Here is a 26972-nt window from a genome sequence, read left to right on the forward strand (position 1 = left end):
TCGGCCGCCGCGCTGCTTCCAACCACTCAGGCTCCGTCTTCGTCGTCGCTGTGTTCGTCGTCATCGCGCCGCGCACTCTGCGGCTCCTCGAGTTCCTCCACTACCTGGGCTGGAGCGGAGGCTTACGAAGCGCGGCCCATGCCTGAAACGTTCAAGAGAATCGATTCGTACTACGCCGGTGCGTATTGGGGCCCCAGAAAGGAGACGCCGGAGGAGTGCGCCCGGCGCGCGGAAGCGTTCCTGGCCGCCATCGCGAAGATCGATCCGGCCTTCTCTCGGTGGTTCGAGCTGGGACGGTCGCGCAAGGACGCACTGAAGCGCCCTATCGAGCCCTCCGGCGAGGCCCTCGAGAAGCGGGTCCAGCGAGGCAGGGATCGGCAGTTCGAGGACATTGGCTACTCTGTCTGGGCGCGGAATGGCGAGCCCGACGCCTACGATTCGTGCGGCTTCAATTTCAACTGTGGTGGCTATAGCGAAGGGCTGTTCAATCGCTGTGTGGTCAATTTGCCAGCCCGGGGGCCGAATGCGGAGCGGGTGCTGAGCGTGCCCGTTCTCACCGGGCTGGTACGGAGCATGGCGCTGGCCTGGGAGCCCGACTCTGCCCTCGCCACCTCAACCATGCACCGTGATGCGGTGACACCTGATGGCAACGCGGGGACATTCGTAGGCTGGATTATGTACTTCCCGCATAGCCAGGGCAGGGTTCCGCCGTTACCCGCGCCTGTGCGTGTCGAGCCGGTGGAGGACAAGGGAACGCTCATCGTCCTCACGCCCGAGCGACTCACCGCCGAGAATCCTGAGCACGTCGAGCTCGGCCGGCGTGTACACGAGTTGCTGAACAGGGCCGGCCTCCTGTGACCCGAGGTTTCCTGAAGGGCCCCATCGACTGCATGGTGCGGTGCGGTTCAACTCGGCGAATGCAATGCGGTCGCCCCGCATCTCAGAGCTTGCCGCGCACGAGCACGGAGCGGTGTCCCAGCACCTTGGTCACCTCGCGCACGAAACTCGCGGACAGGGGTGGCCAGTTCCAAAAGGTAAGGCCCAGGTTGCCGAAGCCCCATGGGAACTCGCCGCCCCAATCGACGAGTCGCTCCGGCTGTCCACACTTGGGACAAGGAAAGGTGACGGTATCGTCACCCTCGTACCAGGCATCCACAGCATCACTCCACCCTTCTCCGGGCTCGAAGCGGTGCCCGCAGGCTCGACACGTCAGGTCCTCGAAGTTGGTCCAGAAGACGGTCCGCCCCACCTGGAACTGGACGCCGTTGGTCTCCGCGTCCCCTGCATTCGACGAGGGATTCTCCAGGACGGTGGTATGCGCGGGTCCCGGTCTATGTCCTGGCTCACTCAAGGCCGAATCGGAGAGCTCGGGCTCGATGATGAGGCGCGACACAAGCCACTCCCGAACCCGCTCCGCGAGCTGCGGAGCCTGGTCCTCGGAAACATCCGCGTCCACGATGGTTTGGAAGTAGTCGCCCATGGGACCACCGTACCGAATGCTCGCGCGAGTGGACAACGGCGCCGAGCGGTCAGTGCGGCTCAGGGGTGAGCCCCCTTGCACCCCCACGACGACGCGAGACGCAGCGCGGTCTTGCGGGGCCGTCCGGTTCAAGGCCGCTGACGCGCCGCTACCGCGGTGCCCTCCGGGCAGCCGTTGAGCCGTCAGCCTCCGGTCCAGCCCAGGCAGCGATAGGCTTGTCGACGCGCCGTCCATCACGCGCTCAGTAATCCCCCATGTACTCGGCCGCGATTTCGTGACGGCCGAACTGCGCGATGACGAGCCGGCGCCGGCGCCCGGACGTGTTGAGTGAGCCGGCGTGCCAGATGTGGGAGCTGAAGACGATGACGTCTCCCGCACTGGCCTCCAGCACGCGCTCTTCGGGGTGGACACTCTGGGGCTGTGCGTACGCTCCGCGCGGGACGCGTGCCCACCGGTGACTCCCGGGCACGATGCGTGTGGCTCCATTGTCCAGCGCCATGTCGTCGAGCACCCAGAATGCATTGACGAGGATCTGTCGCTCGGGAGGAGTCGGACCCTTCCAGTCGACATGGAGCCCCTGACGCCCGTGGCCTCGCGGAGGTGCGCGGCCTACGACCCGGAGCACGTGGACGTCGTCATCGAGGAACACGCTCACCGCGGCGAGGACGCGAGGATGCGCCTGGCAGATCGCGAAGGCCGGCTCCGCGCCGAGGTCCGGTCCCCAGTTGTTGCCCGCGCTGTCGTTCGGCGATGCAGCGGCGAGCCGATCCCAGGCCGCGTGCATCTCCGCGAGCTCCTTCCCGGACAGCACGCGCGGGAATCGCAGCCATCCCTCGGACTCGAGCTGCCGCAGCTCGGTGGGTGAGAGCGGGATGGAAATGTTCAGGGCCTGATTGTCCATGCCACGCAGGATGCACCCTCACGCGGCGTGAGGGTCAATCGGGTGCTTCCTGGATGAGAATTTCCGCCCGAGTGGCAACTCGTCCGGCGGTCGCCTGGCTGGATTACGATGGGCGCACCATGCTCTTCGGAAAGAAAGCACCGCCCACGCGCTCGGAGCTCATCACCGAAGCCGATCGTGCCCGGTCCAAGGGCAAGCTCAAGAAGGCCGTGGCCGGGTATCGCAAGGCGTTGGAGTTGGAGCCGAAGGATCCCGCCGTGCACGTGAAGCTCGCGCCGTTGCTGGCGCGGACGAACGAGCACGATGCGGCGCTTCAGAGCTTCCGGACCGCGGCCCAGAGCCACCTGGACAAGGGTTTCGCGGACAAGGCACTGGCCGTCTACACGCAGGCGGCGGAGACGTTCCCGGCCCAGGTGGCCCTCTGGCAGCAGGTGGCGCAGATGAACCTCTCCCGGGGGCGCCGTGCAGACGCGGTGAGGGTGTTCCTGCGCGGCCGGCTGTACCTGCGCCGGAAGGTCGAGCGGCCGGTCGCCATCATCCTCTTGAAGGAGGCGCTCGCGCTGGACTCCACGCTCTTCACTCCCAGGTTGGACCTGGCACGGCTGCTCGCCAGCCAGGGTCAGAAGGCCGAGGCGATGGCCCTGCTCGACCCGATGGAGAAGACATTGGAGGGCGTGCAACTCCGGCAGGTGCGCTGGGCGATGCTGTGTGTCACCCCGAGTCTGGGTGCCGGGTGGCGGTGGCTGCGCGCCGCGCTGACGGGGCGTTGAGGGCCGGGCGCGTTCCCGGTAGTAGCATGGGGTGTTCCCCATGCCGTCCGACGCCTTCTCCACGCTCTTCGCCGCACAGCCCGTCATGCTCGCTCCCATGGAGGACGTGAGCGATGCCGTCTTCCGGCGCATCTGCCGCCGGCTGGGCGCGGACGTGTGCTTCACCGAGTTCGTCAACGTGGACTCCCTGCTGCTGGGGTGTTCCCGCAACGAGCGCAAGCTGCGGCTGACGGAGGACGACCAGCCCACCGCCATCCAGATCTACGGAGCGGATCCGGCGAAGCTGGTGGAGGCGGCGCGCATCGCCGAGGCGGCGCGGCCCGCTTTCATCGACATCAACTGTGGTTGCTGGGTGCCTCGCATCGCCCGGCGGGGCGCGGGCGCGGGCTGGCTGAGGGATCCGGAGGCCATGGTGGCCATGGCGGAGCGGGTGGTGCGCGCGGTGTCATTGCCCGTGACGGTGAAGACACGCATCGGCCTGGGGCCGGAGGACCAGATGCCCATCGTGGAGCTGGCCAGCCGACTGGAGGCGGTGGGCGTGCGTGCCCTGACGGTGCACTGCCGTACCGCGAAGATGGGTTACACGGGCACCGCGGACTGGCGCTGGGCGGGCCTGGCCCAGGCGCAGGTGCGCATGCCCGTCGTCGTCAACGGGGACATCCGCACCGCGGCGGACGTGCGGCGCGCACTCGCGGAGACGGGCTGCGCGGGCGCGATGCTGGGGCGGGGCGCCATCGAGCACCCGTGGGTGTTCCGCGAGGTGAAGGCCCTGCGCGCGGGTCTCACTCCCGTTCCCCCGACACCCGCCGAGCGCCTGGGCCTGCTGCGCGAACACCTGCTCGCCAACGTGGCCGTGCGCGGCAAGGGCTGGGGCGTGCCGTACACGCGCCGCTACCTCGCGGGCTACCTGCGTGACGTGGAGGGCGGCGCGGAGTTGCGCGCGTACCTCAACACTTCCACGGATCTCGACGACTGGCTGGATCGCATCTCCTCACTGGAAGCTCGCGCGGTCGTCTCGCACGCCGTGCAGTGAGCGGCCCGGGTGGCTTCTCATCCGCACGGCGGTGGGACATGCTTCACGGACTTCCATGCCCCTGCCTCGTTCCGTCCCCGTCCTGTCCCTGCTCGTCCTCCTCTCGCTCGTCGCCTGCAGCAAGAGTGACACCCCGAGCCCCGCCCAACCGGGTCAGAAGAAGGCCGAGACCTTCGTGGAGCTGCGCAAGGGTTTCAAGACGCAGCTCAAGGACACGCCCTCGGAGCATGAGCCAGCCCCCCAGCCGCCGAAGGGAGTCTTCGAGAAGGTGACGTACCCCGCGCCACTCGGAAGCAACGTGGCCTACGTCACCCCGGTCCGCGAGGGCGCGCGGCGGCCCGCCGTGCTGTGGATCCAGGGTGGTTTCAACTGGGGCATCGACGAGAGCGCCTGGGAGGTGAGTCCGCGCGACAACGACCAGAGTGCTCGCGCGTTTCGTGAGGCGGGGCTGGTGCTGATGATGCCCGCGCTGCGCGGGTGCAACGAGAACCCCGGCTCCCGCGAGTACTTCCTCGGCGAGGTGGACGACGTGCTCGCGGCGCTCGACTTCCTGGCGCGCCGCCCCGATGTGGACCCCGAGCGCATCTATCTCGGCGGCCATAGCACCGGCGGGACGATGGCCCTGCTCGTCGCGGCCAGCGAGCCCCGCGTGCGCGGCGTCTTCGCCTTCGGCCCCGTCGCCGTCCCCAATTATGGGGAGACCGGTACCGCGCTGGACCGCGCCAAGGGAAAGGAGCTGGCGATTCGCAGCCCGGTCGTCTTCATGTCGCTCATCCGCGTGCCGACGCTGGTCATCGAGGGGGCGGACGAGGGCAACACCTTCGCCTTCGACTCGTTGCGCAAGGCCGCGAAGGACGCGCCCGTGCGGTTCGTCTCAGTGCCCGGTGGCACGCACTTCAACATCCTGGCGCCGCTCACCGAGCTGCTGGCCCAACGGATTCTCCGAGGCACTCCCGGGGAGCTTCCCACGGACCTGTCCGAGCAGGACGCGGTCCTGGCGATGCGGGCGGAGGCCTCCGCGCACTGATGTGGAATGTCAACGGGGGTGCGCCGTCAGCGTGACCTCCGGGTAGTCCCCCGAGCCGCCCTGGAGGAGGGGAGACTCGCCGCTGCCCTTCACCCGCTCCTCCGCGAAGGCGAGCACCCAGGCGCGGGTGATGGCCGCGGCTCGCTCCGCCGGCTCCAGCGTCCCCGTGTCGAGGCTCTCGGCCGTCACCTTCGAATCATGGGTCTTCACCAGCTCCAGGAGGAGCGGCAGGTCCGAGAAGGTGAGGTGCCCGGACTGGGAGACCGCGACCTCGTAGACCGTGGCGCGCCTGTCCTTGATGAAGGAGCGATGGGTGCCATCGTCGGATGCCTGGGTGTGCATCACGAGGAAGGGCTGGGAGACCCCCTTCTTCCAGGAGCCCTGGAAGGTGCCGTCGATGTTGGCGCAGGCTCGCACGCCGGGCTCCGTCTGGCAGACGATGGCCGACGCGGCGCCACCGATGGAGTGGCCGAAGACGCCCACGCGCTCCAGGTCGAGCCTCCCGGTGAAGCGCCCCTGGGTGTCCCCCGTGTCGAGCGCCCGCACCCGCGAAAGGACGAAGCGCAGATCCGCCACCGTCACGTCGAAGAAGGGCGTGCCGAAGAGTCCGCCGGGCTCCTCGGTGGTGGGGGCGTAGCGGCCGTCGGGGAAGATGACGGCCCCGGTGGTGTACGTGTGGGAGGTAGCGGCCACCACGTAGCCGTGGCTGGCGAGCTCCTCCAGCAGCGACGTGTAGAAGGTGGGTGGGACGCCAGCCCCGGGCGAGAAGAGGATGACGGGGAAGCGGGTGTCATCCGCCGGGAGCGGCGCCTCGGCCACCGCGTGCGCATGGACGAAATCCAGCAGGCGGGCGGGTGTGTCGAGTCCATCTTCCTTCAGCTGTGCGATGCCCTCGCGGCGCACGAGGAAGTAGGGCGCGGGCTGGGCCCGGGGAACTGGCGAGGCGGGGTACCACACGCGCACCCTCAGCTCGCGCTTGTCCTTCTTGGCGTCGGTGAACGTCTCGTCGCGCGAGGTGTCCACCCAGTCGAAGGTGGTGGTGCCCACGGCGTACGGACCGGTGGGGGCGGGCAGTCTGCGGAGGAGGTGGTCCGATGCATGTGCCCGGTCACAGCCGCTCACCTCCGTGCCGGAACGGGTCCTCGCGTCCAGCTTCAGGCGGCTCACCTCCGCATGGAGGACGCCCTGGCCCACCAGCGAGGGGAGCGGGAAGCGCAGCACGGCGTCCGGTTGGCCATCTTCGTTCACGTCCTCCTCGCGGAGCAGGGCTTCGGCGGAGACGCTCGGGGCGGAGCCGTCCGGGTCGGACAGCGAGGCGGTGGCGGGGTCCAGCGTGCGCGCGTCGAGCGTGGCGTCTCCGAGGACGGCCACCTCGAGAGCGCCGGTGCCCGACAGGTCCACGGCATTCGGGTACGTCCCCGGGAGCACGTCGAGCACGGTGGTGCCGGTGCAGACCTCGGTAGGTGGCGCTGGGGGCGACTTGTCGCCGCCGCATCCGGTGGCGAGCACCGTGACGGCGGCGAGCGATGTGAACAGCTGGGACGGCTTCGGGAGCACGGGGCATCTCCTGGCGTGGCGTCGGGAACGCGACGCCAGGAGAACACCGTTTGCCCGTACGGGTGTTACTTCTTCTCGCTCCAGATCTGCTTCATCCAGGCCTCGACGTCCTTCGTCTCGCGCGGGATGTCCTCGGACAGCACGCGGCAGCCCGTCTTCGTCACCAGGACGTCGTCCTCGATGCGCACGCCGATGCCCCGGTACTTCGCCGGTACCGTCAGGTCATCCTTCTGGAAGTACAGGCCCGGCTCCACCGTCAGCACCATGCCCGGCTTCAGCTTGCCGTACTTGTATGCCTCCTGCCGCGCCTGAGCGCAGTCGTGCACGTCCAGGCCCAGCATGTGGCTGACGTTGTGCAGCGAGTAGCGCTTGTAGAACTGGTTCTCGTCCTTCAGCGCCTCCTCCGGCTTCGTCTTCAGGATGCCCAGCGCGTACAGGCCCTCGGCCAGCACCCGCATCGCCACCCGGTTCGGCTCCATGAAGTCGTTGCCCGGCTTCACCGCGTCGATGGCCTGTTCCTGCGCCTTCAGCACCAGCTCGTAGATTTCGCGCTGCTCCTTGGAGAACTTGCCGGAGATGGGCAGCGTGCGCGTGATGTCCGCCGTGTAGAGGCTGTTACCCTCCACGCCCGCGTCCAGCAGCAGCAGCTCGCCCTTCTTGATGTCTCCGTCGTTGCGCATCCAGTGCAGCACGCACGCGTGGTGGCCCGCCGCGGCGATGGTGCCGTAGCCCACGTCATTGCCCTCCACCCGCGCGCGCAGGTTGAAGACGCCCTCCACCTCGCGCTCGCTCCGGGCCGCCTTCAGCCGGCGGATGACGTCCTCGAAGCCCCGGTGCGTGGAGTCGATGGCCGCCTCCAGCTCGCGCACCTCCTGCTTGTCCTTGATGAGGCGCATCTCGGACAGCGCCGTGGCCAGCTGCTTGTCGCGCTCGGCATGCTCGGGCACCACGCCATCCACCTTCGCCGAGTGGCCGCGCAGCACGCGCGAGGGCAGCGCCACCGCGCCCTTCAGGCCCTCCAGGAAGCCCGGGAGCTCCGGCAGGCCGCGCGCCTCGTGCACGCCGTAGCGCACCTGGCTCTCCTTCACGCCCAGCCGCGGGCCCACCCACAGCTCGCCCTTCACGCGGTCCGTGAAGAAGGTGGAGTCGGAGCGGCCCGGGTTCGGCTCCACGAAGAGGATGTCCGTGTGGCCGCCGCCCTCCTTGGGCTGGAGCACCAGCACGCAGTCGGGCTCCATGTTGCCCGTCAGGTAGTAGAAGTCCGTGCCCGGCCGGAAGCGGTAGTAGGTGTCGTTGGCGCGCACCTTCTCGTGGCCGGTGGGAATGACGAGCGTCTCGCCCGGGAAGAGCTTCGAGAGGGCCCGGCGGCGGGCCTCGAAGGCGTCCGCGTTCTTCAGCTTCGGAGGCGGCTTGCCGCTCTGGGGCTTCCACCCCTGCATCATGAAGTCGAGCAGCGCGGGCGGCGGCGCCGTGTCGTGGCTGGCGGGCTTCGCCTTCGCCTCCGATTCGGGCGTCACCAGGGGCTGCTGCTCTGGCGCCTCATCTTGCTGCGGCGCGTTCACTGCGACGGCTTGGGCTCGGGTTCGGGTCGTCTTCGCCATGGGACGACTCTTGAACATCCCAACGCGCTCCTTCAAGCCCGATGCACTACGTCGTGCGCGAGGTGTCCTCCCTCAGAAGTGCCAGTTGGCCGAGCAGGACGGGGACGGCCGTCTCCACCCGGAGGATGCGCGGCCCCAGGGAGAAGGGGTGGAAGCCGTGTGCTTCCAGCAATTCCGTCTCGAAGGGCACCCAACCTCCGTCCGGCCCCACGGCCAGCACCATCCGGGGGGCCGTCTGCACGCCTACCCGGGTGAGTGGCTGTTTCGCGGGGGGGTGGGGGAGGAGCCGGAGGGCCTCCGTGCCGAAGACGGCATCCAGCTCGTCCTCGACGAAGGGGCGGAAGCGCTCGCGGACGAGCACCTCGGGGAGCCGGGTATCCCGGGCCTGCTCCAGTCCCTGGAGGAGGAGCTCCTCGATGAACTCGGGGGCCAGCACCTTGGAGTCGAAGTAGCTCTTCTCCACCCGGGCGGCGTTGACGAGCACCACCCGGTCCACGCCGAGCTGGGCCACCGCGGGCAGCACCCGCTTGAGGGCCTTGGGGCGGGGAATGGCGAGCAGCAGGTCCACCCCGGCCCTTGGGGGAGGCGGGTCGGTGAGGGTGACGCGCAGGCGCAGCAGGCCGGGGGTGTTCTCCAGCACCTCGCCGGTGCCCACGAGCCCGCCGAGCTGCCCGACGCGCAGCGTCTCCCCGGGCTCGGCGCGCAGCACCTCGCGGGCGTGCTGGGCGCGGCGGCCGGTCATCTGGACGGTGCCGTCCGGGAGGAAATCGGAGTCCTGGAGGAGCAGGAGGTTCAAGGCTGGCGGCGGCGCGGAGGCGGAACCTCCGCGGGGACGGCTCTTCAGGTGCCCGCGGGCTCCCGCTGGGCGAGCGCCTCGACCTCCTCGGCGCCCAGCTCCAGCTTCGCCTCGGAACCGCTCCACACGAACGGGATGCCCGGCTGACGGTAGAGGTTGGCCGGGATGTTCCGCGCCAGCTTCGCGTGCAGCTCCGGCAGCTTCGACCAGTGCAGCCCTTGCTTGGAGTGGTGCGCGGTGTGGTAGCCCAGGTTCCCCGTCATCAGGTTATAGCCCCGGTGCAGGATGTTGTACGACGCCTCGTTGTGGTCCTTCGTCTCGAGGCCCACGTGGTGGAAGTAGGTGGCCCACGCCGTCAGGTAGAGCGACAGGCACATGGGCAGCAGGAAGACGAAGAGCGCGTTGTACCAGTTGTGCCAGAACAGCACGCCGAGCAGCGCCAGCTGCAGCAGGCCCATGCTCACGAAGATGCGCCGCGCCTGGGGGTACTTCTTCCCCACCTGGAAGGCCCTGGGATAGGCCGTGAGCGCCGTCTTGAGCGCGTACTCCATCTCACCCATGGTGCTGCCGTCGGGGCGCTTCCACCGCGACTCGTCCAGGTCCTGGTCCAGGTAGTTGAGGTGGTGGCCGACCACGTGGTGCAGGAACCACGCGTGCGAGGTCACCCCGGTCTGGAACCCGAAGATGATCTCCAGCAGGCGGTTGGGCAGGGGGTGGCGGAACATCGTCAGGTGCTGGTGGTGGTGGTTCCACGAGCTGATCCACCCCTTGGGAATCGCCCCCAGCCCCAGATACAGCACTGGCAGCCACCAGCTCTGCGCCGTGAAGTAGACGGTCAGGTCGAGCGCGAACACGCACACGAACATGAGGACGGGGATGCGATCTTCGGGGTGCCTGAACAAGGTCTCACTCTCTCCGCGACAGGGGCGGTGCAAGAGTACAGGACCAGGCCGGGTTCTGGTGAGTTCTGAACGAAGTTCCATCCTTCCGCGTGCTGGCGGGGGTGGGATTCTGGCGCCAGCTCCCCTGGGGCCGGGCAGGCGGCCGAGCCAGCGGGGCGACGCGGTGCGGCGGGGGCGACTACAGGCCCCGCGCGTCCCCCCCGGGCGCGCGGAGACCGGTGCTTCGACTTCCTACGTCGGGTCCGGCTTCGGGGTCTTCGGGCCGCTGGCCGGCAGCTTCGGCTTGGCGATGTAGCTCTTGGGCAGCTCACCGGTGAGCGAGTCCAGGAAGGTGACGATCGCCTTCGCGTCCTCGTCGGTGATCTGCTTGCCGAACTGGTGCTGGGCCATCAGCTTCACGGCCGTCTGGATCTCCGTGATGGAGCCGTCGTGGAACCACGGACCCGTCTTCGTCACGTTGCGCAGGGTGGGGACGCGGAAGATCATCCGGTCCGACTCCTGCTTGGTCAGGTCGAAGCGGCCCTGGTCCTTGGACTGGAAGGGCACCACGAGACCCAGCTTCTGCAGCGAGCCACCGATGGCCGGGCCGTTGTGGCAGGTCTGGCAGCCCTGCTCGAGGAACTTCTTCAGGCCGTGCTTCTCCGCCTCGGTGAGCGCCTTCTCGTCACCGGCCAGGTACTTGTCGAAGCGCGAGGGGGTGACGAGCTGGCGCTCGAAGGCGCCAATGGCCTTGGCCATGTTGTCGTAGGTGACGGCGTCGGCCTGGCCCGGGAAGGCCTTCTGGAAGGCGGTCACGTAGCCCGGGATGGACTTGAGCGTCTCGACGACGCGCGCCTCGCTGGGCATCGCCATCTCGACGGGGTTGAGGATGGGGCCCTTGGCCTGCTCCTCGAGGTTGGGGGCGCGGCCATCCCAGAACTGCAGGATGTGGCCACCGGCGTTGTACACGGTGGGCGAGTTGCGGCCGCCCAGCTGCTTCTTGTGGCCCGGCGAGGTGGGCTTGCCATCCACGCCGTACTTGTTCAGATCGTGGCAGCTGTTGCAGGACACGTCCTGGTTCTTCGACAGGCGGGTGTCGAAGTACAGCATGCGTCCCAGCTCCACCTTCTCCGGAGTGATGGGGTTCTTGGTGTCCTCGAAGCGGGCCGGCAGGGCCTTGAACACGCCAAGCAGGGCGCGGTCGATGACGACCTTCTGCTGGGCGGCGGTGGGGGCTGCCGGTGCGGCCGGTTTGGCCGCCTGAGCAAAGGCCGCGGTGCCAACGGTGGCGGCGGCCAGGATGAGGGGACGAACGAGGCTCTTGAGTTTCATGAGGTCTGCTCTTTCACTGAGCTCCACGGCCAGAAGACCCGTGAGGGTCGCTGAGTGGGGGGAGGCCGGAAGCCGTCAGGAAATTAGCAGTCTCTGGGGGCCAGGGGGAAACGACACGGGGCATCCTGCCCCTGCTTCCACCCCGGCATGTGCGTGAAACGCGGTGGCTAGTCGCCGTACACCACGACGCAGTACGTGGCGTACACGCCGATGATGTTGGTGAGCTTCTGGTCGATGTGGGTGACGCGGTTGATGCCCGCCTTCTTGGCCGTCTCGTTCACGCCGGCATCGCCCGTGGTGACGAGGCCGAGGATGGACGTGATGCAGCTCTCACCCGACTTCGAGCCCAGCTTGGTCTGCTCGTTGATGAAGCCCTTGCTGGTGGTCTGCGAGTAGAGCCCGGAGGAGCCGGGGGCGCCGGTGCCGATGAAGGCGAGACCCGCGCAACCCGACAGACCCATGGACAGGACTGCGATAACGGCCAGCTTGCGAAGCAGGTTCATGGTTCCTCGCTTGGACTGCCTGTGTGGAAGGAAGCGCCGCGCATCTAGCCTGCGCGGAGCGAGGATGTAAATGCTCTCGAATGTGGACTGCCTGTTACGTGCGCTGGCCGGAGCGCAGCGCCGCGCCGTCGACCGGCACGGGGCGGGCCCGCCACGTCGTGCCGTCCGAGGCGCCGCGGTTTCCGCGCACCATCCGTCCCAGGCGGGCAATGGCGAAGCACACCGCGAGCAGTCCGAGGCCCACGCCCAGGGCGGGCACCAGTCCCAGGGTGGGACCCACGCGCCCGGCCAGACCCGCGGTGCCGGCCCAGCCGTACACCACCGGCAGGTGCAGCACGTAGATCCACAAGGAGGAGCGTCCCAGTGGCGCGAGGGGCCGCGAGAACAGCTGGGGCAACAGGTTGATGGCGCCCAGCACGAGGAGTCCCTGGCCGACGCGGAAGGCCACGAGCCAGGCGCTGGTGGGGCTCCAGTCGGCGGGCAGCCGCTGGGTGAGGGCCAGCAGCCCCGCGCCGAGCGCCACCAGGGCGAGCCCCTGGGGCCAGCCGGGCCGCAGCAGCCGCAGCAGGTGGGCGGCGAGCGCTCCGGCGAAGAAGTAGCCCGCCCACGGGAAGAGCGGGAAGCGCGCGCCCGGCATGCCCACCGCCTGCTGCAGCTCCACGGGCCAGGCCGTGGCGGCGTTCCACAGGAAGGGACTGGCCAGGGGGATGCCCACGGCGAGCACGGCGAGCGCCACGGCGCGCGTCCAGGTGCCGCGCGCCAGCACCAGCACCGCGGCGCCCACCAGCAGGCTCACGCCGATGCTCTGTAGCGCATCGAAGGTGAAGACGAGGGTGCGCAGCTCCACGCCCCAGCCGAGCGCGTGGGCGGTGGCCCAGCCCGGCCAGTGCAGGAAGTAGCCGAGGAAGAGGAGCAGCAGGGCCCGCCGCGCCCGGCGGAAGAAGGACTCGCCCGCGCTCGCCGGGGAAGTCCCCAGCGCGGCCACCACCGCGAAGCCGGCCACCAGCAGGAAGAGGGGCGCGGTGATGCCGCGGAACTCCCAGTAGCGCTGCACCCACGGGTGGGCGCGCACCGCGGGCGCGAGCAGCGCGTCCAGCGTGTGCCCCAACACCATCGCCACCACGGCCAATCCTCGTGCCCCGTCGAGTCCGGGGTGACGGGTGGAGGGCTTGCCGAGGTCGAAGAGAGAGGTGCCGGGGCGTGTCACGGATTCCAAGCATACGTCCATGCGGGCCGCGAGTCTCGAAATCCGACGCGACAGGTTCCCAGGGTCACCCATGGAGTCCTCCATCGGGAGCTGACGTGAGGGCCGGAGGATGGTGTCATGTCGCATCATGACTGTCCGTGAAAGCCTCCTGGTCCTGTTGTGTCTGTCGTTGCTGTTGCCACTGTCCGCCCGGGGCGCGGAGCCCGGGACAACGCCCCGGGATGACTGGTTCGGCCGGGACAAGGCGCTGCACTACGGCGTCAGCGTGGGCCTGGCGGGCGCGGGGTATGCCGGCGGGGCGCTCCTCTTCGAGGAGCCGGGGGCGCGGTGGCTCACCGGCGCGGGGCTGGCGCTCGGCGCGGGCCTCGGCAAGGAGGTCTACGACGCGTGGCGTGGGAGCGTCTTCTCCTTCAAGGACCTGGTGTGGGACGTGTTGGGCACGGCCACCGGCCTCGCCCTGTCCTGGGCCATCGACCGGCTCTTCTTCCACCACCCACCGGCGGGGCCCGCCCGGGTGGCCGCTTTCCAGGAAGGCGGGTCAGGGCTCCCAGGAGGGATGACCCTCACCCTGGCCCCGTTCGGGACAGTGGGGGGGCATCCACAAAGGGCGCCGGGGGATGGTAGGAACTCCATCCCAGTACTGCTGCTGTTCTCGGGAGGTTGGTAGATGTCGCGGAATCGGCTCTTGCTTGGCGTCGGATTGGTGTCCCTGGGCGCCCTCTCTTCTTCTTGTAGCAAGGAGTCCCCTCCGCCCGCGCAGCCCGCTCCCACAGCGGCGGCCGCCGCTCCCACCCCCGCCGCGCCGCCGGAGCCGCCGAAGCCGAAGATGAGCCACGAGAAGCTCGTCTCCTTCTTCCGGCTGCCCGCCAAGACGGTCAAGGCGCCGGTGGACACCCCGGAGCAGGTGGCGCTCGGGCGCATGCTCTTCTTCGAGAAGCGCCTGTCGAAGAACCACGACATCTCGTGCAACAGCTGCCACGACCTGGCCACCTTCGGCGTGGATGGCAAGCCCACCTCCGAGGGGCACAGGGGCCAGAAGGGCAGCCGCAACGCGCCCACCGTCTTCCACGCCGCGGGCCATGTCGCCCAGTTCTGGGACGGCCGCGCCGCCACGCTGGAGGAGCAGGCCTCGGGCCCGATGATGAACCCGTTGGAGATGGCCATGCCGGGCGAGAAGCACGTGCTGGCGACGCTCAACTCCATACCGGAGTACGTGAAGCGCTTCCAGGCGTCCTTCCCTGGCAAGAAGCCGGTGAGCGTGGGCAACGCCGCGCGGGCCATCGCCGCCTTCGAGCGCAAGCTCCTCACCAGCTCGCGCTTCGACAAGTTCCTGGCCGGTGACGAGAACGCCCTCACCGAGCAGGAGCGGCGCGGGTTGGAGCTCTTCGCCAGCGCGGGCTGCACCACGTGTCACAACGGCCCGTCGGTGGGCGGTACCTCCTTCCAGAAGCTGGGCCTCATCGAGGACTTCCCCACCGAGGACAAGGGCCGCTTCGAGGTGACGCAGAACGAGGAGGACCTGCACAAGTTCCGCGTGCCCACGCTGCGCAACGTGGAGAAGACGGGCCCCTGGTTCCACGACGGCTCCGTCAAGGAGCTGCCCACGGCGGTGCGCCTCATGGCGAAGCACCAGCTGGGGATGAGCTTCACCGACGCCGAGGTGGATGACATCGTGGCCTTCCTCAAGAGCCTCACCGGCGAGCTGCCCGGTGACGACATCCTCTCGGCTCCCGAGCTGCCTCCGAGCACGCGCACCACGCCGAAACCGGATCCGACGTAAAGGCTCGCCTACCGGCCCGGGGGGCGTTAAAGGGCGCTGACATGAGAATGCTCTTCTACGCGCACTCCGGGTTGCGTTACCTCGTCCTCCTGATGGGGCTGGTCGCCGTCGCCTACTTCGCCTTCGGGCTCGCCACGAAGCGGCCCGTGGACAAGTCGGTCCGCATCATCGGCTCCAGCTTCGCGGGTCTGCTCGACACGCAGATCCTCCTCGGCATCCTCCTGCTGGGCGCGGGCTGGCCCTTCTACCCGGCCCTCTGGGGCCACCTGGTGATGATGCTGGCGGCGGCGGGCCTGGCCCACGCGCTGCTGGTGATCAACCGCAAGCGCCCCAACCCCGGCTACCTGCTGCCGCTCATCGGCGTGGGCGGGGCGCTCGTGCTCGTGCTCGGTGGCATCCTGGCCATCGGCCGGAGCGTGATGGGCACCACCTCCATCGGGGGTTGAGTCCTCCGGTCCCGAGGGGTGAAGCCTATCGGGCCCGCAGGATGGCGCCCTTCGGGACCAGGCCTGAGCATCTGCACCATGCCGCCGCGTGGGTTGTTCGGGTCGGCGCCGGTGGCCGCGGGAATGGGGGAGATGCCGAGCCGCTTCATGTTGTTGAGCGTCGTCAGCACGCAGTAGCCTCTGTTCCCTTTCTCCAGCAGGGAGGTGGCCAGCTTCTTGAGTGTCGGGTGGTTGGTGTCGATCCGGTAGCCATTGCCGAGATCCACCCCGCCGGAGGACGCCGGATTCCCGTTGAGCACCACCTTCCCGAGTTGAAGTTCGACCGTCACGGACCGCTGTGGACTTCGGGAGTGGAAGCATCTCCTCGAAACCAGACCTGATCGGCCTCGACAGATAGGGCGGGACGAGCACGGAGCGCGCGGATGGAACCCGCTTCACGGGCTAACGAAGGGGCGAGAGCCGCGCGGAATCGTCCCGGAGCCTGCCCGTTCCGTTCCCCTCCAGCACGGCCCGGGTCACCGGACGCCGCTCGACGAACACCCACAGGCCCGTCCGCCCGGCGGGCTCGGGCGAATAAGCGTGGAAGCCCTGGGGCATGGGGGGCGGCGCCCAGTCGAACAGCCACGCCGCGTCCTTCACCGACAGGTTGACGCAGCCATGGGTGACCGCGTTGCCGAAGGTGTCGTGCCAGAAGGCGCCGTGCAGGGCCTGGCCCCGGTGGAAGAAGAGCGAGTGGGGCACCTCCTCGACGACATAGGGGGCGCTCTCGGGGCCGTGCATGGTGTCGTGCACCACCTTGTGCCAGACGCGGAACAGCCCTTCGCGCGTCGGGGTGGCGGCCTTGCCCGTGGACACGAGCGTCGCCATCACCGGCGTGCCGCCCTCGTACGCGGTGAGGACCTGCTCCGACACCTCGACGTGCACCCAGCGCTCCCCCGGCTTCACCTGTGATGGGCGCTGGCGGGGGAGGACCAGCCGCACATCCTGGTGGGGCAGGGCGCCTCCCTCGACGAGCACCCGTCCACCCTTGTCCATTCCCTGCACGGCGAAGCGCTCGTGCTTGTGGGGGGCGAACGGTACTCCTCCATCCGGGATGCCCGCGTCACCGGCCATCACGGCCTTCGCGCTCCGGACCACGAAGGCCAGCGGCAGGGTGGGCGAGTGCTCTCCCTCCAAGGCACTGGGCGTGGCGAGCCGCACGTCGGACACGGAGACGTAGCCACCGGCCAGCCGCTCGAGCCAGCCGCCATCCTGGAGCTCCGGCTCCTCGTGGAAGGCCAACACGTGCGGCGCCTGCTCACGCTCCACCACCCTGGCGTCGGTCCGGGGCTCCTCGCGCACCACCGCCCCGTTCTTCTTCACCGTCCCATAGACGTAGGGCAGCGCCACACCCGGAGGCGGCGTGGCCCTCGAGGAGGGATTGAGCTTCAGGTTCGCCAACCGGATGGCGCCGTCCCCGCCCAGCAGGGCCCAGCCGTCTGGTGCGTCACAGGCGGGCACACAGCCCGTGACCCATAGCTCGTCCTCGCGCACCACCAGCCCCACCACGGGCGACTCGGGGGAGGGCTCCAGGCGGACATAGGCGGACTGCGCCAGCACCCAGGCACGGAAGGGCGCCGTGGGAATCGTCTCGCCATCGTCACAAGCCCCCAGTGCTCCCGCGAGCAGCGCGGCGAGCACGCGGAGCGTCCTCGTTCCACCGGCCATCCTCGCACCCTCCTTCCGGCACACGCTCGAAGGAGAAGCATGCCGTGTACCAGTCCGGATGGTGGTGGGGGGCACCCGCGTCACCGTGGGAGGAGCCGCAGGAGCACGCGCCCGTGGATGGCGCCGACGATGACGCCCGTGACGCCGCACACCAGGTACACCGCGAGCGTCACGAGCACGAAGGGGCCGCCCCAGGGCACCACATCCATCCCCATGAAGATGACGGGCATTCCGACGGCCCAGGCCAGTGCGTTGGCCCACAGCCAGCGGCCGGCGCCCGGCACGACACCGCGCAGCACCGTCCATTGAGCGAGGCCGAGGATGGGACCGGCGACCAACCCCAGCCCCATGGCCAGTCCATACTGGACCAGCGCACCCGGCTCCTCCGGGGCCGGGCCTGGCGACGCGGTGGAAACGAGCGCCATGACCGTGCTCGGCACCATCCCGAGGAGCCACGCCAGTCCGGCACCGGCGGCGGTGGCGAGGATCCACGCCCCACGGCGCAGGCCCTGGAGCCGCTGTCGAAGGACGCGCTCCTGTAGCACCCCCACGAGCACTCCCTCGAGCAGCGTGCCCAGGAGGATCGCGGCGAGTGCTCCCCCGAGGATGGCCGCCACTCCCGTCACCTGGTCGAGGTGCGGTGCGATCAGCCGTCCGGCGACGAAGGTCGTTCCCAACCCGGCCGCCTCGGCCTGTCCGTTCGCGACGATCCACCGTCGATAGAATCCGGTGTCATTGGAGTGCATGGTGGCTCTCCCTGGACGGATGAACCTGCACGCTGGGATCCAACGCCTCGCGGGCTCCCACGAGCCACGGAGGGAGGCGCGCGGCAAATGCTGCGCTCCGGGTGTGCGCGAGGCGCAAATGCTGCGCATCTGACACTTCGCGCGAAAGAGCCTTTCCACTCGGAGCGGGGCCCGCCCGGCCGCTGGCCTTCCAGTTGCAGACCGGCGCGTCGAGCCGGGCGAGGTGCCCGGACTTCACGAAGAGGGGCACGCCGTGATGGGTACATACGTCCCGAGCCGACGCCAGAGGCGAGCGCTGGCCGTCACTCCCGCCCTGCCGATGCTGGCGTTGCTCGCCGCCCTGCCCGCGGCGGCGCAGGGGATTCCCGAGGGGGCGAAGCTCTTCTCGGAGCGGTGCGCGAGCTGCCACACGGTGGGCCAGGGAGACCGGGTGGGCCCGGACCTGATGGGCGTGCTGACACGCCGCGAGGAGTCCTGGGTCACCACCTTCCTGAAGAGCCCGGGCGCGATGATCGACGGTGGCGATCCGGTGGCCGGCGAGCTCCTGAAGAAGTTCAACGGCATCCGGATGCCGGACCAGCAGCTGTCCGACGACGAGCGGAAGGGCCTGTTCGCGTTCTTTCGTGACTGCACCGAGAAGGGCAGCTGTCAGCCGGGAGCCACCGGGCCGAAGCTGGCGTCGGACGCCACGCCCGAGGAGATGGAGCACGGCCGTCAGCTCTTCGAGGGGGAGGTGGCGCTGGCCAATGGCGGCCCGGCCTGCATCGGCTGCCATGACGTGCGCGGCATCGGCGTGGTGGGTGGCGGGACGCTGGCGCGCGACCTGACCTTCTCCTTCGCGCGGCTGGGCGAGCGGAAGATGACGCCCGCCCTGAAGGAGATGTCCTTCCCCTTGATGAAGGAGCTCTACGGGAAGGCGCCGCTGACGGACGCGGAGCAATTCGAGCTCAAGGCATACCTGGCGAACGTCTCGCGAGACGGCACGCCGCCGCGCAAGGACCGGGACTTCTTCTACCTGGGCTTCGTGGGGCTGGGCGTCGCACTGGGTTTCATCGGCATCGTCCTGGGCGGCCGTGGCCGCGCGAAGGACTGAGAGAGCGAGGCGGTACGTGAGCGACACGTTCCTCTACGATTTTCTTCCATATGTGGTGCTGGCCCTCGCCCTCGGCGTGCCGGCGTGGCTGCGCAACCGCGCGCGTCTGTCCTCCTGGGTGATGGGGTGGGTGGAGCGCGAGGGCACGGGCTCGGCGGCCGTGTCCCTGGTGGTGGGCGCCATCATCATGCTGTTGTGGCACGCGGCCTGTTTCCTCCTGCCACACCCGGTGCAGCTCTTCATCCGCTCGCCCGCGCGCCTCTTCTTCCTGGAGGTGGTGGGCCTCATCGGCGGGATGATGCTGGCCTGGGGCCTGGTGGCGAGCATCGTCCGCAAGCTGTCGAGCCGCGAGCCCGGTGCGCGGGTGTGGCTGGCCTTCCAGGTGCTGCTGCTGGCCGAGGTGCTCAACGGCCTCTACATCGCGGTGGCGTACCGCTGGGCCTCCGCCTGGTACGTGAGCGTGGTGGTGCCGTACCTGCGCTCGCTGGTGACGCTCCAGCCGGACGCGACGCTCATCGCCCAGCTGCCGCTGACCGTGCGCATGCACCTCTTCGGCGTGCTCGCGCTGCTGCTCGCCTGGCCCCTCGCGCGCTGGCTGGCCTCGACGGGGGCCGCGCCCACTCTGGTGTCCACCCGGGAGGAGCCCGCCAGCCAGCGCGGGATTGTCACCCCATGATCGACCCGACCCGAGCCTCGCTGCTCTCCGGTGTGCTGGCCGCCCTCGCGTTGGGGGGCTGTGACACCACGCCGATCAACAACAACCAGAACTACATGCCCGCGCAGCCCATCGCGTTCTCCCACGCGGTGCATGCCGGTCACTACGAGATCGACTGTCAGTACTGCCACGTGGGCGCGGAGAAGAGCCGGCACGCCGGCATTCCCCACTCGGGCGTGTGCATGAACTGCCACACCCAGGTGAAGACGGACTCGCCGGAGATCCAGAAGCTCACCCAGGCGGTGAAGCTGAACAAGCCCATCGAGTGGGTGCGCGTGCACCGGCTGCCGGACCACGCGTACTTCAACCACGCGAGCCACGTCACCTCCGGGCTGGAGTGCCAGCAGTGCCACGGCCCGGTGCAGGAGATGGTGCGGCTGGAGCAGGTGGAGCCGATGACCATGGGGTGGTGTCTGGACTGCCACCGCAAGACGGAGGAGTCGAAGCTCCAGGCGCCGGTGCCGCCGTTGGCATCCGGTGTGCTGAGGACCTCCGCATCGGGAGTGCCCGTGGCCTCCGCGCCCGTCACCCCCGCGCCGCGCACCCTGAATCCCCCCACCGACTGCTCCGGCTGCCACCGCTGAGGAACGCGCACCATGTCCGAGACGACACCCAAGTACTGGCAGAGCCTGGCCGCGCGAGCCGGAGACCCGGCGCTGCTCGAGAAGGCCCGCGACGAGTTCGCCGAGGAGCTCCCCGTGGGCGTGGCGGCCCAGGCGCCGGATCAGAGCTCGCGCCGTGACTTCTTCAAGGTGATGGGCCTGAGCGCCGCGGCGGCCATGGTGGCCTGCCAGCGCGCCCCGGTGCAGAAGGCGGTGCCCTTCATCGCCAGGCCGGACGAGGTGACCCCGGGCCTCGCCCTCTGGTACGCGTCCACCTGCGGTGCGTGCAGCGCCAACTGCGGCGTCCTGCTGAAGACGCGCGATGGCCGCCCCATCAAGGTGGAGGGCAACGAGGATCATCCGGTGTCGCGCGGCGGTGTGTGCGCCACGGGCCAGGCCTCCGTGCTGTCCCTCTATGACGCCAACCGCTCGCGCTGGCCGTCGGTGGGCGGGACGAAGGCCTCCTGGGGCGACCTGGACAAGGCGGTGACGGAGGGGCTGCGAAAGCTGGTGGGGGAGGGGAAGCCCATCCGGCTCGTCCTCCCGTGGGTGCTGGGGCCCACCGCCGAGGCCGCCGTGGTGCGCTTCCTGGCCGCCTTCCCCACCGCGCGCACGGTGCGCTTCGACGCCACGGGGGAACTGGAGACCATCGCCGAGGCCCACCGCCTCACGCATGGCGTGCGCGCGGTGCCGGACTACCGCTTCGACCAGGCGAAGGTCATCGCCAGCTTCGGCGCGGACTTCCTGGGCACCTGGGTGTCCCCGGTGGCCTTCACCCGCCAGTACACCGAGGCCCGTGACGCGGCCGGCAAGAAGGAGATGTCGCGGCACTGGCAGCTCGAGCCGTTGATGACGCTGACGGGCGCGAGCGCCGACAAGCGCGTGCCGGTGGCGCCCTCGGACGTGGTGCCCGCGCTGGCGGGGCTGGTGAGGCGGCTGGCGGAGAAGGCCGGCCGGACCGTGGAGGGACTCGAGAGATTCCTCACGAAGCAGGTGGCCGCCGACGTGCTGGAGGTGCTGGCCGGCGAGCTGTGGGCCGCGAGGGCGAAGGCCCTGGTGGTGTGCGGGAGCGACGAGCTCGCGGCCCAGGTACTGGCCAACGTGGCCAACGAGCTGCTCGGCAACGAGGGCACCACCGTCTCCCTGACGGGGGGCCTCGCGCTGGACGCGGGGGCGATGACCTTCGGCGAGCTGTTCTCCGAGCTGGAGGCGAAGCAGGTGGGCGCCGTCCTCTTCCACGGCGTCAACCCCGCCTACGCCCACCCGAGGGGCGAGGCGCTGGCGGGCCTGCTGAAGGACGTGGCGCTGACGGTGGCCACGAGCGACCGGCTCGACGAGACGGCCTCGCTGGTGCGCTTCCACGCGCCGGACCACACCTCGCTGGAGTCCTGGGGGGATGCCGAGCCGCGGCGCGGCGTGCTGAGCCTGCGCCAGCCGGTGGTGGCTCCACTGCACGACACGCGCGGCGCGGTGGAGTCGCTGCTGAAGTGGGTGGGGGTGGAGCAGTCGCACTACGACTTCCTGCGGGCCCGCTGGGAGGCGGAGGTCTTCCCGCGCGCGAACGTGGCCACGGGCTTCCAGCCCTTCTGGGACGAGGCGGTGCGCCAGGGCGTGGTGGTGGTGCTGCCGCCCTCGGCCTCCGAGGCGCCCGCGTTCCGCGCCGAGAGCGTGGCGGCGGCGCTGGCCGGTGCCTCCTCGGCGGAGGGGGAGTACGAGCTGGTTCTGTATCAAAAGGTGGCCTTGAGGGACGGCGCGCTGGCCAACAATGGCTGGCTGCAGGAGATGCCGGATCCGATCTCCAAGGCGACCTGGGGCAACTACCTCTGTGTGGCGCCTTCCACCGCGACGAAGCTGGGTATCAGCGACGGGCAGGTGGTGAAGGTGAGCGCCGGGGGGAAGACGCTCGCGGTGCCGGCGCTGGTGCAGCCGGGCACGCATCCGCGGGCGCTGGGCCTCGCCATGGGTTACGGCCGGACGAAGGTGGGACGTATCGGGAACGAAGTGGGGGAGAACGCCTTCGGCCTGGCCTCTTTTACGAACGGGAAGGTGCGCCGCACGGCGCCCGGGGTGGGAGTGCAGGTGACGCCCGAGCACCAGCCGCTCGCCCAATCCCAGACACACGCCTCCATGGAGGGCCGCGCGCTGGTGCGCGAGGCCGAGCTGGCGGCGTTCCTCGCCAACCCGCGCGCGGGCAACGAGGAGGCGGGCGGGCACGGCGGTGGCCACCCGCTCTCCATCTGGTCCGGCCACGAGTACAAGGGCCACCGCTGGGCCATGGCGGTGGACCTGAGCGCCTGCACGGGCTGCTCGGCGTGCGTGGTGTCCTGCCAGGCGGAGAACAACATCCCCATCGTGGGCGAGGACGAGGCACGCCGGCAGCGCGAGATGCACTGGATGCGCATCGACCGGTACTACGAGGGCGAGCCGGACGCGCCGCGCGTGGTGCACCAGCCGATGATGTGCCAGCACTGCGAGAACGCCCCGTGCGAGACGGTGTGCCCGGTGCTCGCCACGGTGCACTCGACCGAGGGCCTCAACCAGCAGGTCTACAACCGCTGCGTGGGCACGCGCTACTGCGCCAACAACTGCCCCACGAAGGTCCGCCGGTTCAACTGGTTCGACTACAAGCACGACGAGCCCCTCGAGCGCATGGTGCTCAACCCGGACGTGGTGGTGCGCACCCGCGGCGTGATGGAGAAGTGCTCGCTGTGCGTGCAGCGCATCCAGGAGGGCAAGGCCTCGGCGAAGCGCGAGGGGCGCGAGGTGCGTGACGGGGAAATCCGCACCGCGTGCCAGCAGAGCTGCCCGGCGCGGGCCATCCACTTCGGCGACCTGAATGATCCGAACAGCGACGTGGCGAAGCTGGCGAAGAGCGGGCGCGCCTACCGGCTGCTGGAGGAACTCAACATCGGTCCGGCCGTGACGTACCTCACCAAGGTTCGCAACACCGGAGACGGGAGCGCGGAATGAGCAACCAGCACACATCCTCCCTGCGGGTGCCGCTCGTCGGCGAGGAGCGCACCCTCGGCCAGCTCACGGGGGAGATTTGCGCCCCCATGGAGCGCAAGCCCACCGGCAAGTGGTGGGTGGCCTTCGCGCTGGCGGTCGCCACGCTCGCGGTGGGCGTGGGCATGGTCTCCTACGAGGTGGCCACCGGTATCGGCGTGTGGGGCCTCAACAAGACGATCGGCTGGGCCTTCGACATCACCAACTTCGTGTTCTGGGTGGGGATCGGCCACGCCGGCACGCTCATCTCCGCCATCCTCTTCCTCTTCCGGCAGAAGTGGCGCACGAGCATCAACCGCGCGGCCGAGGCGATGACGCTCTTCGCGGTCATGTGCGCGGCCATCTTCCCGGTCATCCACATGGGCCGGCCGTGGAACGCCTTCTGGGTGCTGCCGTATCCGAACGACCGCGGCTCGCTCTGGGTGAACTTCCGCTCGCCGCTGCTGTGGGACGTGTTCGCGATCAGCACGTACTTCACCATCTCGGCGGTGTTCTGGTACTTCGGCCTCATCCCGGACCTGGCCACGGTGCGTGACAGGGCGAAGGGGCTGAAGAAGGCCATCTTCAAGGCGCTGTCGTTCGGGTGGAACGGCTCGTCGCGTACCTGGCACCGCTACGAGACGGTGTACCTGCTGCTGGCGGGCCTGGCGACGCCGCTGGTGCTCAGCGTGCACACCATCGTGTCGTTCGACTTCGCGACCTCGGTCATCCCCGGCTGGCACACCACCATCTTCCCGCCGTACTTCGTCGCGGGCGCGGTGTTCAGCGGCTTCGCCATGGTGCTGACGCTGATGATCATCACCCGCACGGTGCTGGGCTTCGAGCACCTCATCACCATCCGCCACCTGGAGAACATGACGAAGGTCATCATCGTCACGGGTGGCATCGTGTCGCTGGCGTACGGGACGGAGTTCTTCATTGCCTGGTACTCGGGCAACCCGTACGAGAAGTTCACGTTCATGAACCGGGCGTTCGGCCCGTACGCGTGGGCGTACTGGACGATGGTGACGTGCAACGTGGTGTCGCCGCACCTGTTCTGGTTCAAGAAGGTGCGCACGTCTCCGGCGGCCATCTTCGTGCTGTCGCTGGTCATCAACGTGGGCATGTGGTTCGAGCGCTTCGTCATCATCGTGACGTCGCTGCACCGGGACTTCCTGCCCTCGAGCTGGTCCATGTACACGCCCACGGTGGTGGAGGTGGGCACGTTCGTGGGCACCTTCGGCCTCTTCTTCACGCTGTTCCTGCTGTTCACCCGGGTGCTGCCCATCATCTCCATCGGCGAGGTGAAGAGTGTGGCGGCGTTCGCGCGTGGCACACATGCCCCGGCGCATGCCAGCCACCCGGCCCACGGCCCCGAGACGCCGCACGAGCATCCGGCCGAGGCGCCGGAGCCCCTGCCCACCCCGGCCCTGGCGGCGGTGGCGGTGAGAAAGGACATGCCGGTATGAGCCCGTCCCAATCCGTCCTGCTCAGCTACTTCGACAGCGAGGAGCACGTCCTCGACGCCACCCGGGCCGTCCGCGAGGCGGGCTACGCGGTGCATGACGTCTACACGCCCTACGCCATCCACGGAATGGACGAGGCGATGGGGCTGAAGTCCTCGCGCCTGACCTGGGTGTGCTTCGGGGCGGGGCTGTTGGGCACCACGTCGGCCCTGGCGCTCCAGTACTACACGTCGGTGGTGAGCTGGCCGCTCAACGTGGGAGGCAAGCCCTTCAACTCCTTCCCGGCCTTCATCCCGGTGGCCTTCGAGCTCACCGTGTTGTTCGCGGGCCTCATCACCGTGGCGGCCTTCCTGTTGCGCACGAAGACCTTCCCCGGGAGCAAGCGCGAGGCGCTGCCCCGGGTGACGGATGACCGCTTCGTGCTGGCGCTGCGCGCGGACGAGTCGGACGCGAAGCTGCGGCAGATGCTCGAGCGTCACGGTGCGCTCGAGGTGGAGCAGATGGAGGTGGCGTCGTGAAGCGGCTCCTCGCCGGAATCGGTGTGCTCGCCGCGGCCCTTCAGGTGGGCTGTGAGCGGGACGTATCCCAGCCCAACCTCGAGTACGCGCCGGACATGTATGGCTCCGTGCCGTATGACAGCTACGCGCCCAACCCCAACACGCGCGATGGCAAGACGCTGATGGCGCCCGCGCCAGGCAGCATTCCCCGGGGCTACTCGCCGCTGCACTACGGCCCGAGCCCCGAGGAGGCCACGCGCGCCTCCACGGAGCTGAAGAATCCCTTCGAGGCCTCGGAGCCGGTGCTGACGCGCGGCAAGGTGGCCTTCAACCGCTATTGCTCGCACTGCCACGGCACGGGCGGGCTCGGGGATGGCCTGGTGGCCGCGCGCTTCCCCCGGCCTCCGTCGCTGCTGGCCGAGCACGCCCTCGGCCTGGCCGACGGGCAGCTCTTCCACATCATCACCCACGGACAGGGATTGATGCCGGCCCACGGCTCGCAGGTGGCCCAGGAGGATCGCTGGAAGATCGTCCACTACATCCGGTCGCTGCAGACGCCGACGCGGACCGCGCGGAAGGACACGCCATGAGCTCCTCGGGAATCGTCGTCAGCCCCAACCTCCGGCGGGCCAGCATGGCGCTGGCGGTGCTCGGACTGCTCGGTCTGGCCGCGGGCCTGGCCCTGGAGCCGACCCGTGGCTTCTCCAGCCTGCTGCTCAACGGCTTCTTCTTCCTGACGCTCGCGCTGGGGGGGGCGGTGTTCCTGGCGCTCAACTCGGTGGCGAACGCGGGCTGGTACACCGTCTTCAAGCGCATCCCCGAGGCCTTCGCCTCCTACGTGCCGGTGGGCGCGGCGAGCCTGCTGGTGGTGCTCGCGGGCCTGCCCTCGCTGTACCTGTGGGCGCGTCCCGGGGTGATGGAGACGGACCACCTGCTGCACAAGAAGGTGGCCTTCCTCAACGCGCCGGGCTTCGCCATCCGCATGGCGGTGATGCTGGCGCTCTGGGCCTTCCTCACGTGGAGGCTGCGGAAGAACTCACTGGAGCAGGACGCGGAGCCCTCGGCCGAGCCGACGAAGCGCAACGTGGCCACCTCGGCCATCTTCCTGGTGCTGTTCGCGCTGTCGTTCTGCCTGGCGAGCTTCGACTGGCTGATGAGCCTGGAGCCGCACTGGTTCAGCACCATCTACGGGCTGTACAACGTGGCGGGGCTGCTGGAGTCGAGCCTGGCGGCGATCACCGTGGCGGTGGTGCTGATGAAGCGCTCGGGGCTGATGAAGGAGATCAACACCAGCCACCTGCACGACCTGGGGAAGCTGATGTTCGGCTTCGCCACGCTGTGGGCCTACCTGTGGTTCTCGCAATTCCTGCTCATCTGGTACGCGAACATCCCGGAGGAGACGGTCTACTTCATCAACAGGATGCACGGGGGCTGGGGGGGGCCGTTCTACCTGAACGTGGTGCTCAACTGGGCGCTGCCGTTCGTGCTGCTGCTGCCGAAGCCGGCCAAGCGCAACGCGACGCACCTGTGCCTGGTGGCGGGCATCATGCTGGCGGGGCGGTGGTTGGATCTGCACCTGATGATCGCGCCGTCGAACATGCCCGAGTACGGGGGCATCAACGTCTGGGATGTGGCGGGGCTGGTGGGGCTGGGTGCGCTGTTCGTGCTGGCGGTGACGCGGACGGTGGTGTCGGTGCCGCTGATTTCCCGAAACGATCCGTACCTGGTGGAGAGCCTGCATCACCATACGTGACCGTGAATGCGCCCCCTCTCCCTCCGGGAGAGGGCTGGGGTGAGGGCATTCAGTTCACCAGTCAACAATAGAAGTGCCCGAAAGAAGTGCCCCG

General features: G+C 69.1%; 26 protein-coding genes. 15 read left to right on the forward strand and 11 right to left on the reverse strand.

Annotation, left to right across the window (positions count from 1 at the left end; genetic code table 11):
* Positions 1–138: 138 nt before the first annotated feature.
* Positions 139–858 carry an immunity 52 family protein gene (locus NR810_RS21955; protein WP_257455188.1) on the forward strand — a complete coding sequence of 240 codons (720 nt, stop codon included), beginning with the start codon at positions 139–141 and terminating at the stop codon, positions 856–858.
* 82 nt (positions 859–940) lie between these two features.
* Here NR810_RS21955 and NR810_RS21960 read toward each other — a convergent pair whose 3' ends face one another.
* A complete protein-coding gene (locus tag NR810_RS21960) occupies positions 941–1480 on the reverse strand; it encodes an FmdB family zinc ribbon protein (RefSeq protein ID WP_257455189.1) in 540 nt (179 codons plus the stop codon).
* Positions 1481–1721: 241 nt separating this feature from the next.
* On the reverse strand, positions 1722–2381 hold the full coding sequence (locus NR810_RS21965; protein WP_257455190.1) for a phytanoyl-CoA dioxygenase family protein: 660 nt from the start codon (positions 2379–2381) through the stop codon (positions 1722–1724).
* A gap of 71 nt (positions 2382–2452) precedes the next feature.
* Between NR810_RS21965 and NR810_RS21970 the strand changes: the two genes are divergently transcribed.
* The 3 genes from NR810_RS21970 to NR810_RS21980 are packed head-to-tail and all read left to right on the forward strand — an operon-like array spanning position 2453 to position 5211.
* A complete protein-coding gene (locus NR810_RS21970; protein ID WP_257455191.1) occupies positions 2453–3151 on the forward strand; it encodes a tetratricopeptide repeat protein in 699 nt (232 codons plus the stop codon).
* A gap of 40 nt (positions 3152–3191) precedes the next feature.
* The gene (locus NR810_RS21975; protein WP_257455193.1) at positions 3192–4184 is read left to right on the forward strand and encodes a tRNA dihydrouridine synthase; all 993 of its coding nucleotides are present in this window, start codon (positions 3192–3194) and stop codon (positions 4182–4184) included.
* A 55-nt stretch (positions 4185–4239) separates the two neighbouring features.
* Positions 4240–5211 (forward strand): alpha/beta hydrolase family protein, encoded by a 972-nt coding sequence (locus tag NR810_RS21980; RefSeq protein WP_257455195.1) that lies wholly within the window; start codon positions 4240–4242, stop codon positions 5209–5211.
* 9 nt (positions 5212–5220) lie between these two features.
* On the opposite strand, the gene NR810_RS21985 is transcribed toward NR810_RS21980, so the two are convergent.
* The 7 genes from NR810_RS21985 to NR810_RS22015 form a co-directional block, all read right to left on the reverse strand.
* The gene (locus NR810_RS21985) at positions 5221–6768 is read right to left on the reverse strand and encodes an alpha/beta hydrolase family protein (protein ID WP_257455196.1); all 1548 of its coding nucleotides are present in this window, start codon (positions 6766–6768) and stop codon (positions 5221–5223) included.
* Between the two features lie 65 nt (positions 6769–6833).
* Positions 6834–8369 (reverse strand): aminopeptidase P family protein, encoded by a 1536-nt coding sequence (locus NR810_RS21990; RefSeq protein ID WP_257455197.1) that lies wholly within the window; start codon positions 8367–8369, stop codon positions 6834–6836.
* A 46-nt stretch (positions 8370–8415) separates the two neighbouring features.
* Positions 8416–9165, reverse strand: coding sequence for a 16S rRNA (uracil(1498)-N(3))-methyltransferase (locus tag NR810_RS21995; protein ID WP_257455198.1), 750 nt, complete (start codon positions 9163–9165; stop codon positions 8416–8418).
* Positions 9166–9209: 44 nt separating this feature from the next.
* Entirely contained in the window at positions 9210–10067 is an 858-nt protein-coding gene (locus NR810_RS22000) for a fatty acid desaturase (RefSeq protein WP_257455199.1), read from the reverse strand.
* A 231-nt stretch (positions 10068–10298) separates the two neighbouring features.
* Positions 10299–11378 (reverse strand): cytochrome-c peroxidase, encoded by a 1080-nt coding sequence (locus NR810_RS22005; protein ID WP_257455200.1) that lies wholly within the window; start codon positions 11376–11378, stop codon positions 10299–10301.
* A 167-nt stretch (positions 11379–11545) separates the two neighbouring features.
* Entirely contained in the window at positions 11546–11881 is a 336-nt protein-coding gene (locus tag NR810_RS22010; protein WP_257455201.1) for a TRL-like family protein, read from the reverse strand.
* A gap of 94 nt (positions 11882–11975) precedes the next feature.
* Positions 11976–13088: a DUF1624 domain-containing protein gene (locus NR810_RS22015; RefSeq protein WP_257455508.1), complete on the reverse strand. Its 1113-nt coding sequence runs from the start codon at positions 13086–13088 to the stop codon at positions 11976–11978.
* A gap of 127 nt (positions 13089–13215) precedes the next feature.
* On the opposite strand from NR810_RS22015, the gene NR810_RS22020 reads away from it, so the two are divergent.
* The 3 genes from NR810_RS22020 to NR810_RS22030 are packed head-to-tail and all read left to right on the forward strand — an operon-like array spanning position 13216 to position 15314.
* Positions 13216–13755, forward strand: coding sequence for a hypothetical protein (locus tag NR810_RS22020; RefSeq protein WP_257455202.1), 540 nt, complete (start codon positions 13216–13218; stop codon positions 13753–13755).
* The gene (locus NR810_RS22025; RefSeq protein ID WP_257455203.1) at positions 13756–14868 is read left to right on the forward strand and encodes a cytochrome-c peroxidase; all 1113 of its coding nucleotides are present in this window, start codon (positions 13756–13758) and stop codon (positions 14866–14868) included. It begins immediately after the preceding gene.
* A 41-nt stretch (positions 14869–14909) separates the two neighbouring features.
* Positions 14910–15314, forward strand: coding sequence for a hypothetical protein (locus tag NR810_RS22030; RefSeq protein WP_257455204.1), 405 nt, complete (start codon positions 14910–14912; stop codon positions 15312–15314).
* Between the two features lie 441 nt (positions 15315–15755).
* On the opposite strand, the gene NR810_RS22035 is transcribed toward NR810_RS22030, so the two are convergent.
* A complete protein-coding gene (locus NR810_RS22035) occupies positions 15756–17021 on the reverse strand; it encodes a L,D-transpeptidase (RefSeq protein WP_257455205.1) in 1266 nt (421 codons plus the stop codon).
* Positions 17022–17101: 80 nt separating this feature from the next.
* Positions 17102–17767, reverse strand: coding sequence for a hypothetical protein (locus NR810_RS22040; RefSeq protein WP_257455206.1), 666 nt, complete (start codon positions 17765–17767; stop codon positions 17102–17104).
* 256 nt (positions 17768–18023) lie between these two features.
* On the opposite strand from NR810_RS22040, the gene NR810_RS22045 reads away from it, so the two are divergent.
* Genes NR810_RS22045 through NR810_RS22080 form a run of 8 tightly spaced genes read left to right on the forward strand, consistent with a single transcriptional unit; the run spans position 18024 to position 26878 of the window.
* Positions 18024–18860 carry a c-type cytochrome gene (locus NR810_RS22045; RefSeq protein WP_257455207.1) on the forward strand — a complete coding sequence of 279 codons (837 nt, stop codon included), beginning with the start codon at positions 18024–18026 and terminating at the stop codon, positions 18858–18860.
* A 16-nt stretch (positions 18861–18876) separates the two neighbouring features.
* Positions 18877–19536, forward strand: coding sequence for a respiratory nitrate reductase subunit gamma (locus tag NR810_RS22050; protein WP_257455208.1), 660 nt, complete (start codon positions 18877–18879; stop codon positions 19534–19536).
* Positions 19533–20159 (forward strand): cytochrome c3 family protein, encoded by a 627-nt coding sequence (locus NR810_RS22055; RefSeq protein ID WP_257455209.1) that lies wholly within the window; start codon positions 19533–19535, stop codon positions 20157–20159. Before NR810_RS22050 ends, NR810_RS22055 begins: the two co-directional genes overlap by 4 nt.
* Before the next feature lie 12 nt (positions 20160–20171).
* Entirely contained in the window at positions 20172–23147 is a 2976-nt protein-coding gene (locus NR810_RS22060; RefSeq protein ID WP_257455210.1) for a TAT-variant-translocated molybdopterin oxidoreductase, read from the forward strand.
* Positions 23144–24631: an NrfD/PsrC family molybdoenzyme membrane anchor subunit gene (nrfD, locus tag NR810_RS22065; RefSeq protein WP_257455211.1), complete on the forward strand. Its 1488-nt coding sequence runs from the start codon at positions 23144–23146 to the stop codon at positions 24629–24631. The genes NR810_RS22060 and nrfD overlap by 4 nt, the downstream gene beginning before the upstream one ends.
* Positions 24628–25146: a DUF3341 domain-containing protein gene (locus NR810_RS22070; RefSeq protein WP_257455212.1), complete on the forward strand. Its 519-nt coding sequence runs from the start codon at positions 24628–24630 to the stop codon at positions 25144–25146. Before nrfD ends, NR810_RS22070 begins: the two co-directional genes overlap by 4 nt.
* Positions 25143–25715 (forward strand): c-type cytochrome, encoded by a 573-nt coding sequence (locus NR810_RS22075; protein WP_257455213.1) that lies wholly within the window; start codon positions 25143–25145, stop codon positions 25713–25715. Before NR810_RS22070 ends, NR810_RS22075 begins: the two co-directional genes overlap by 4 nt.
* Positions 25712–26878, forward strand: coding sequence for a hypothetical protein (locus tag NR810_RS22080; protein WP_257455214.1), 1167 nt, complete (start codon positions 25712–25714; stop codon positions 26876–26878). The genes NR810_RS22075 and NR810_RS22080 overlap by 4 nt, the downstream gene beginning before the upstream one ends.
* The last annotated feature ends 94 nt before the right edge of the window (positions 26879–26972 follow it).

This window comes from Archangium lipolyticum (assembly GCF_024623785.1).
GTDB classification, from domain to species: Bacteria; Myxococcota; Myxococcia; order Myxococcales; family Myxococcaceae; genus Archangium; species Archangium lipolyticum.

What these genes read in the sequence shown, in the direction of transcription:
- NR810_RS21955 (WP_257455188.1), top strand. Translation starts at nt 139, where the DNA reads ATGCCTGAAACGTTCAAGAGAATCGATTCGTACTACGCCGGTGCGTAT.
- NR810_RS21960 (WP_257455189.1), bottom strand. Translation starts at nt 1,480, where the DNA reads ATGGGCGACTACTTCCAAACCATCGTGGACGCGGATGTTTCCGAGGAC.
- NR810_RS21965 (WP_257455190.1), bottom strand. Translation starts at nt 2,381, where the DNA reads ATGGACAATCAGGCCCTGAACATTTCCATCCCGCTCTCACCCACCGAG.
- NR810_RS21975 (WP_257455193.1), top strand. Translation starts at nt 3,192, where the DNA reads ATGCCGTCCGACGCCTTCTCCACGCTCTTCGCCGCACAGCCCGTCATG.
- NR810_RS21980 (WP_257455195.1), top strand. Translation starts at nt 4,240, where the DNA reads ATGCCCCTGCCTCGTTCCGTCCCCGTCCTGTCCCTGCTCGTCCTCCTC.
- NR810_RS21990 (WP_257455197.1), bottom strand. Translation starts at nt 8,369, where the DNA reads ATGGCGAAGACGACCCGAACCCGAGCCCAAGCCGTCGCAGTGAACGCG.
- NR810_RS22005 (WP_257455200.1), bottom strand. Translation starts at nt 11,378, where the DNA reads ATGAAACTCAAGAGCCTCGTTCGTCCCCTCATCCTGGCCGCCGCCACC.
- NR810_RS22010 (WP_257455201.1), bottom strand. Translation starts at nt 11,881, where the DNA reads ATGAACCTGCTTCGCAAGCTGGCCGTTATCGCAGTCCTGTCCATGGGT.
- NR810_RS22020 (WP_257455202.1), top strand. Translation starts at nt 13,216, where the DNA reads ATGACTGTCCGTGAAAGCCTCCTGGTCCTGTTGTGTCTGTCGTTGCTG.
- NR810_RS22025 (WP_257455203.1), top strand. Translation starts at nt 13,756, where the DNA reads ATGTCGCGGAATCGGCTCTTGCTTGGCGTCGGATTGGTGTCCCTGGGC.
- NR810_RS22030 (WP_257455204.1), top strand. Translation starts at nt 14,910, where the DNA reads ATGAGAATGCTCTTCTACGCGCACTCCGGGTTGCGTTACCTCGTCCTC.
- NR810_RS22035 (WP_257455205.1), bottom strand. Translation starts at nt 17,021, where the DNA reads ATGGCCGGTGGAACGAGGACGCTCCGCGTGCTCGCCGCGCTGCTCGCG.
- NR810_RS22040 (WP_257455206.1), bottom strand. Translation starts at nt 17,767, where the DNA reads ATGCACTCCAATGACACCGGATTCTATCGACGGTGGATCGTCGCGAAC.
- NR810_RS22045 (WP_257455207.1), top strand. Translation starts at nt 18,024, where the DNA reads ATGGGTACATACGTCCCGAGCCGACGCCAGAGGCGAGCGCTGGCCGTC.
- NR810_RS22055 (WP_257455209.1), top strand. Translation starts at nt 19,533, where the DNA reads ATGATCGACCCGACCCGAGCCTCGCTGCTCTCCGGTGTGCTGGCCGCC.
- NR810_RS22060 (WP_257455210.1), top strand. Translation starts at nt 20,172, where the DNA reads ATGTCCGAGACGACACCCAAGTACTGGCAGAGCCTGGCCGCGCGAGCC.
- nrfD (WP_257455211.1), top strand. Translation starts at nt 23,144, where the DNA reads ATGAGCAACCAGCACACATCCTCCCTGCGGGTGCCGCTCGTCGGCGAG.
- NR810_RS22070 (WP_257455212.1), top strand. Translation starts at nt 24,628, where the DNA reads ATGAGCCCGTCCCAATCCGTCCTGCTCAGCTACTTCGACAGCGAGGAG.
- NR810_RS22080 (WP_257455214.1), top strand. Translation starts at nt 25,712, where the DNA reads ATGAGCTCCTCGGGAATCGTCGTCAGCCCCAACCTCCGGCGGGCCAGC.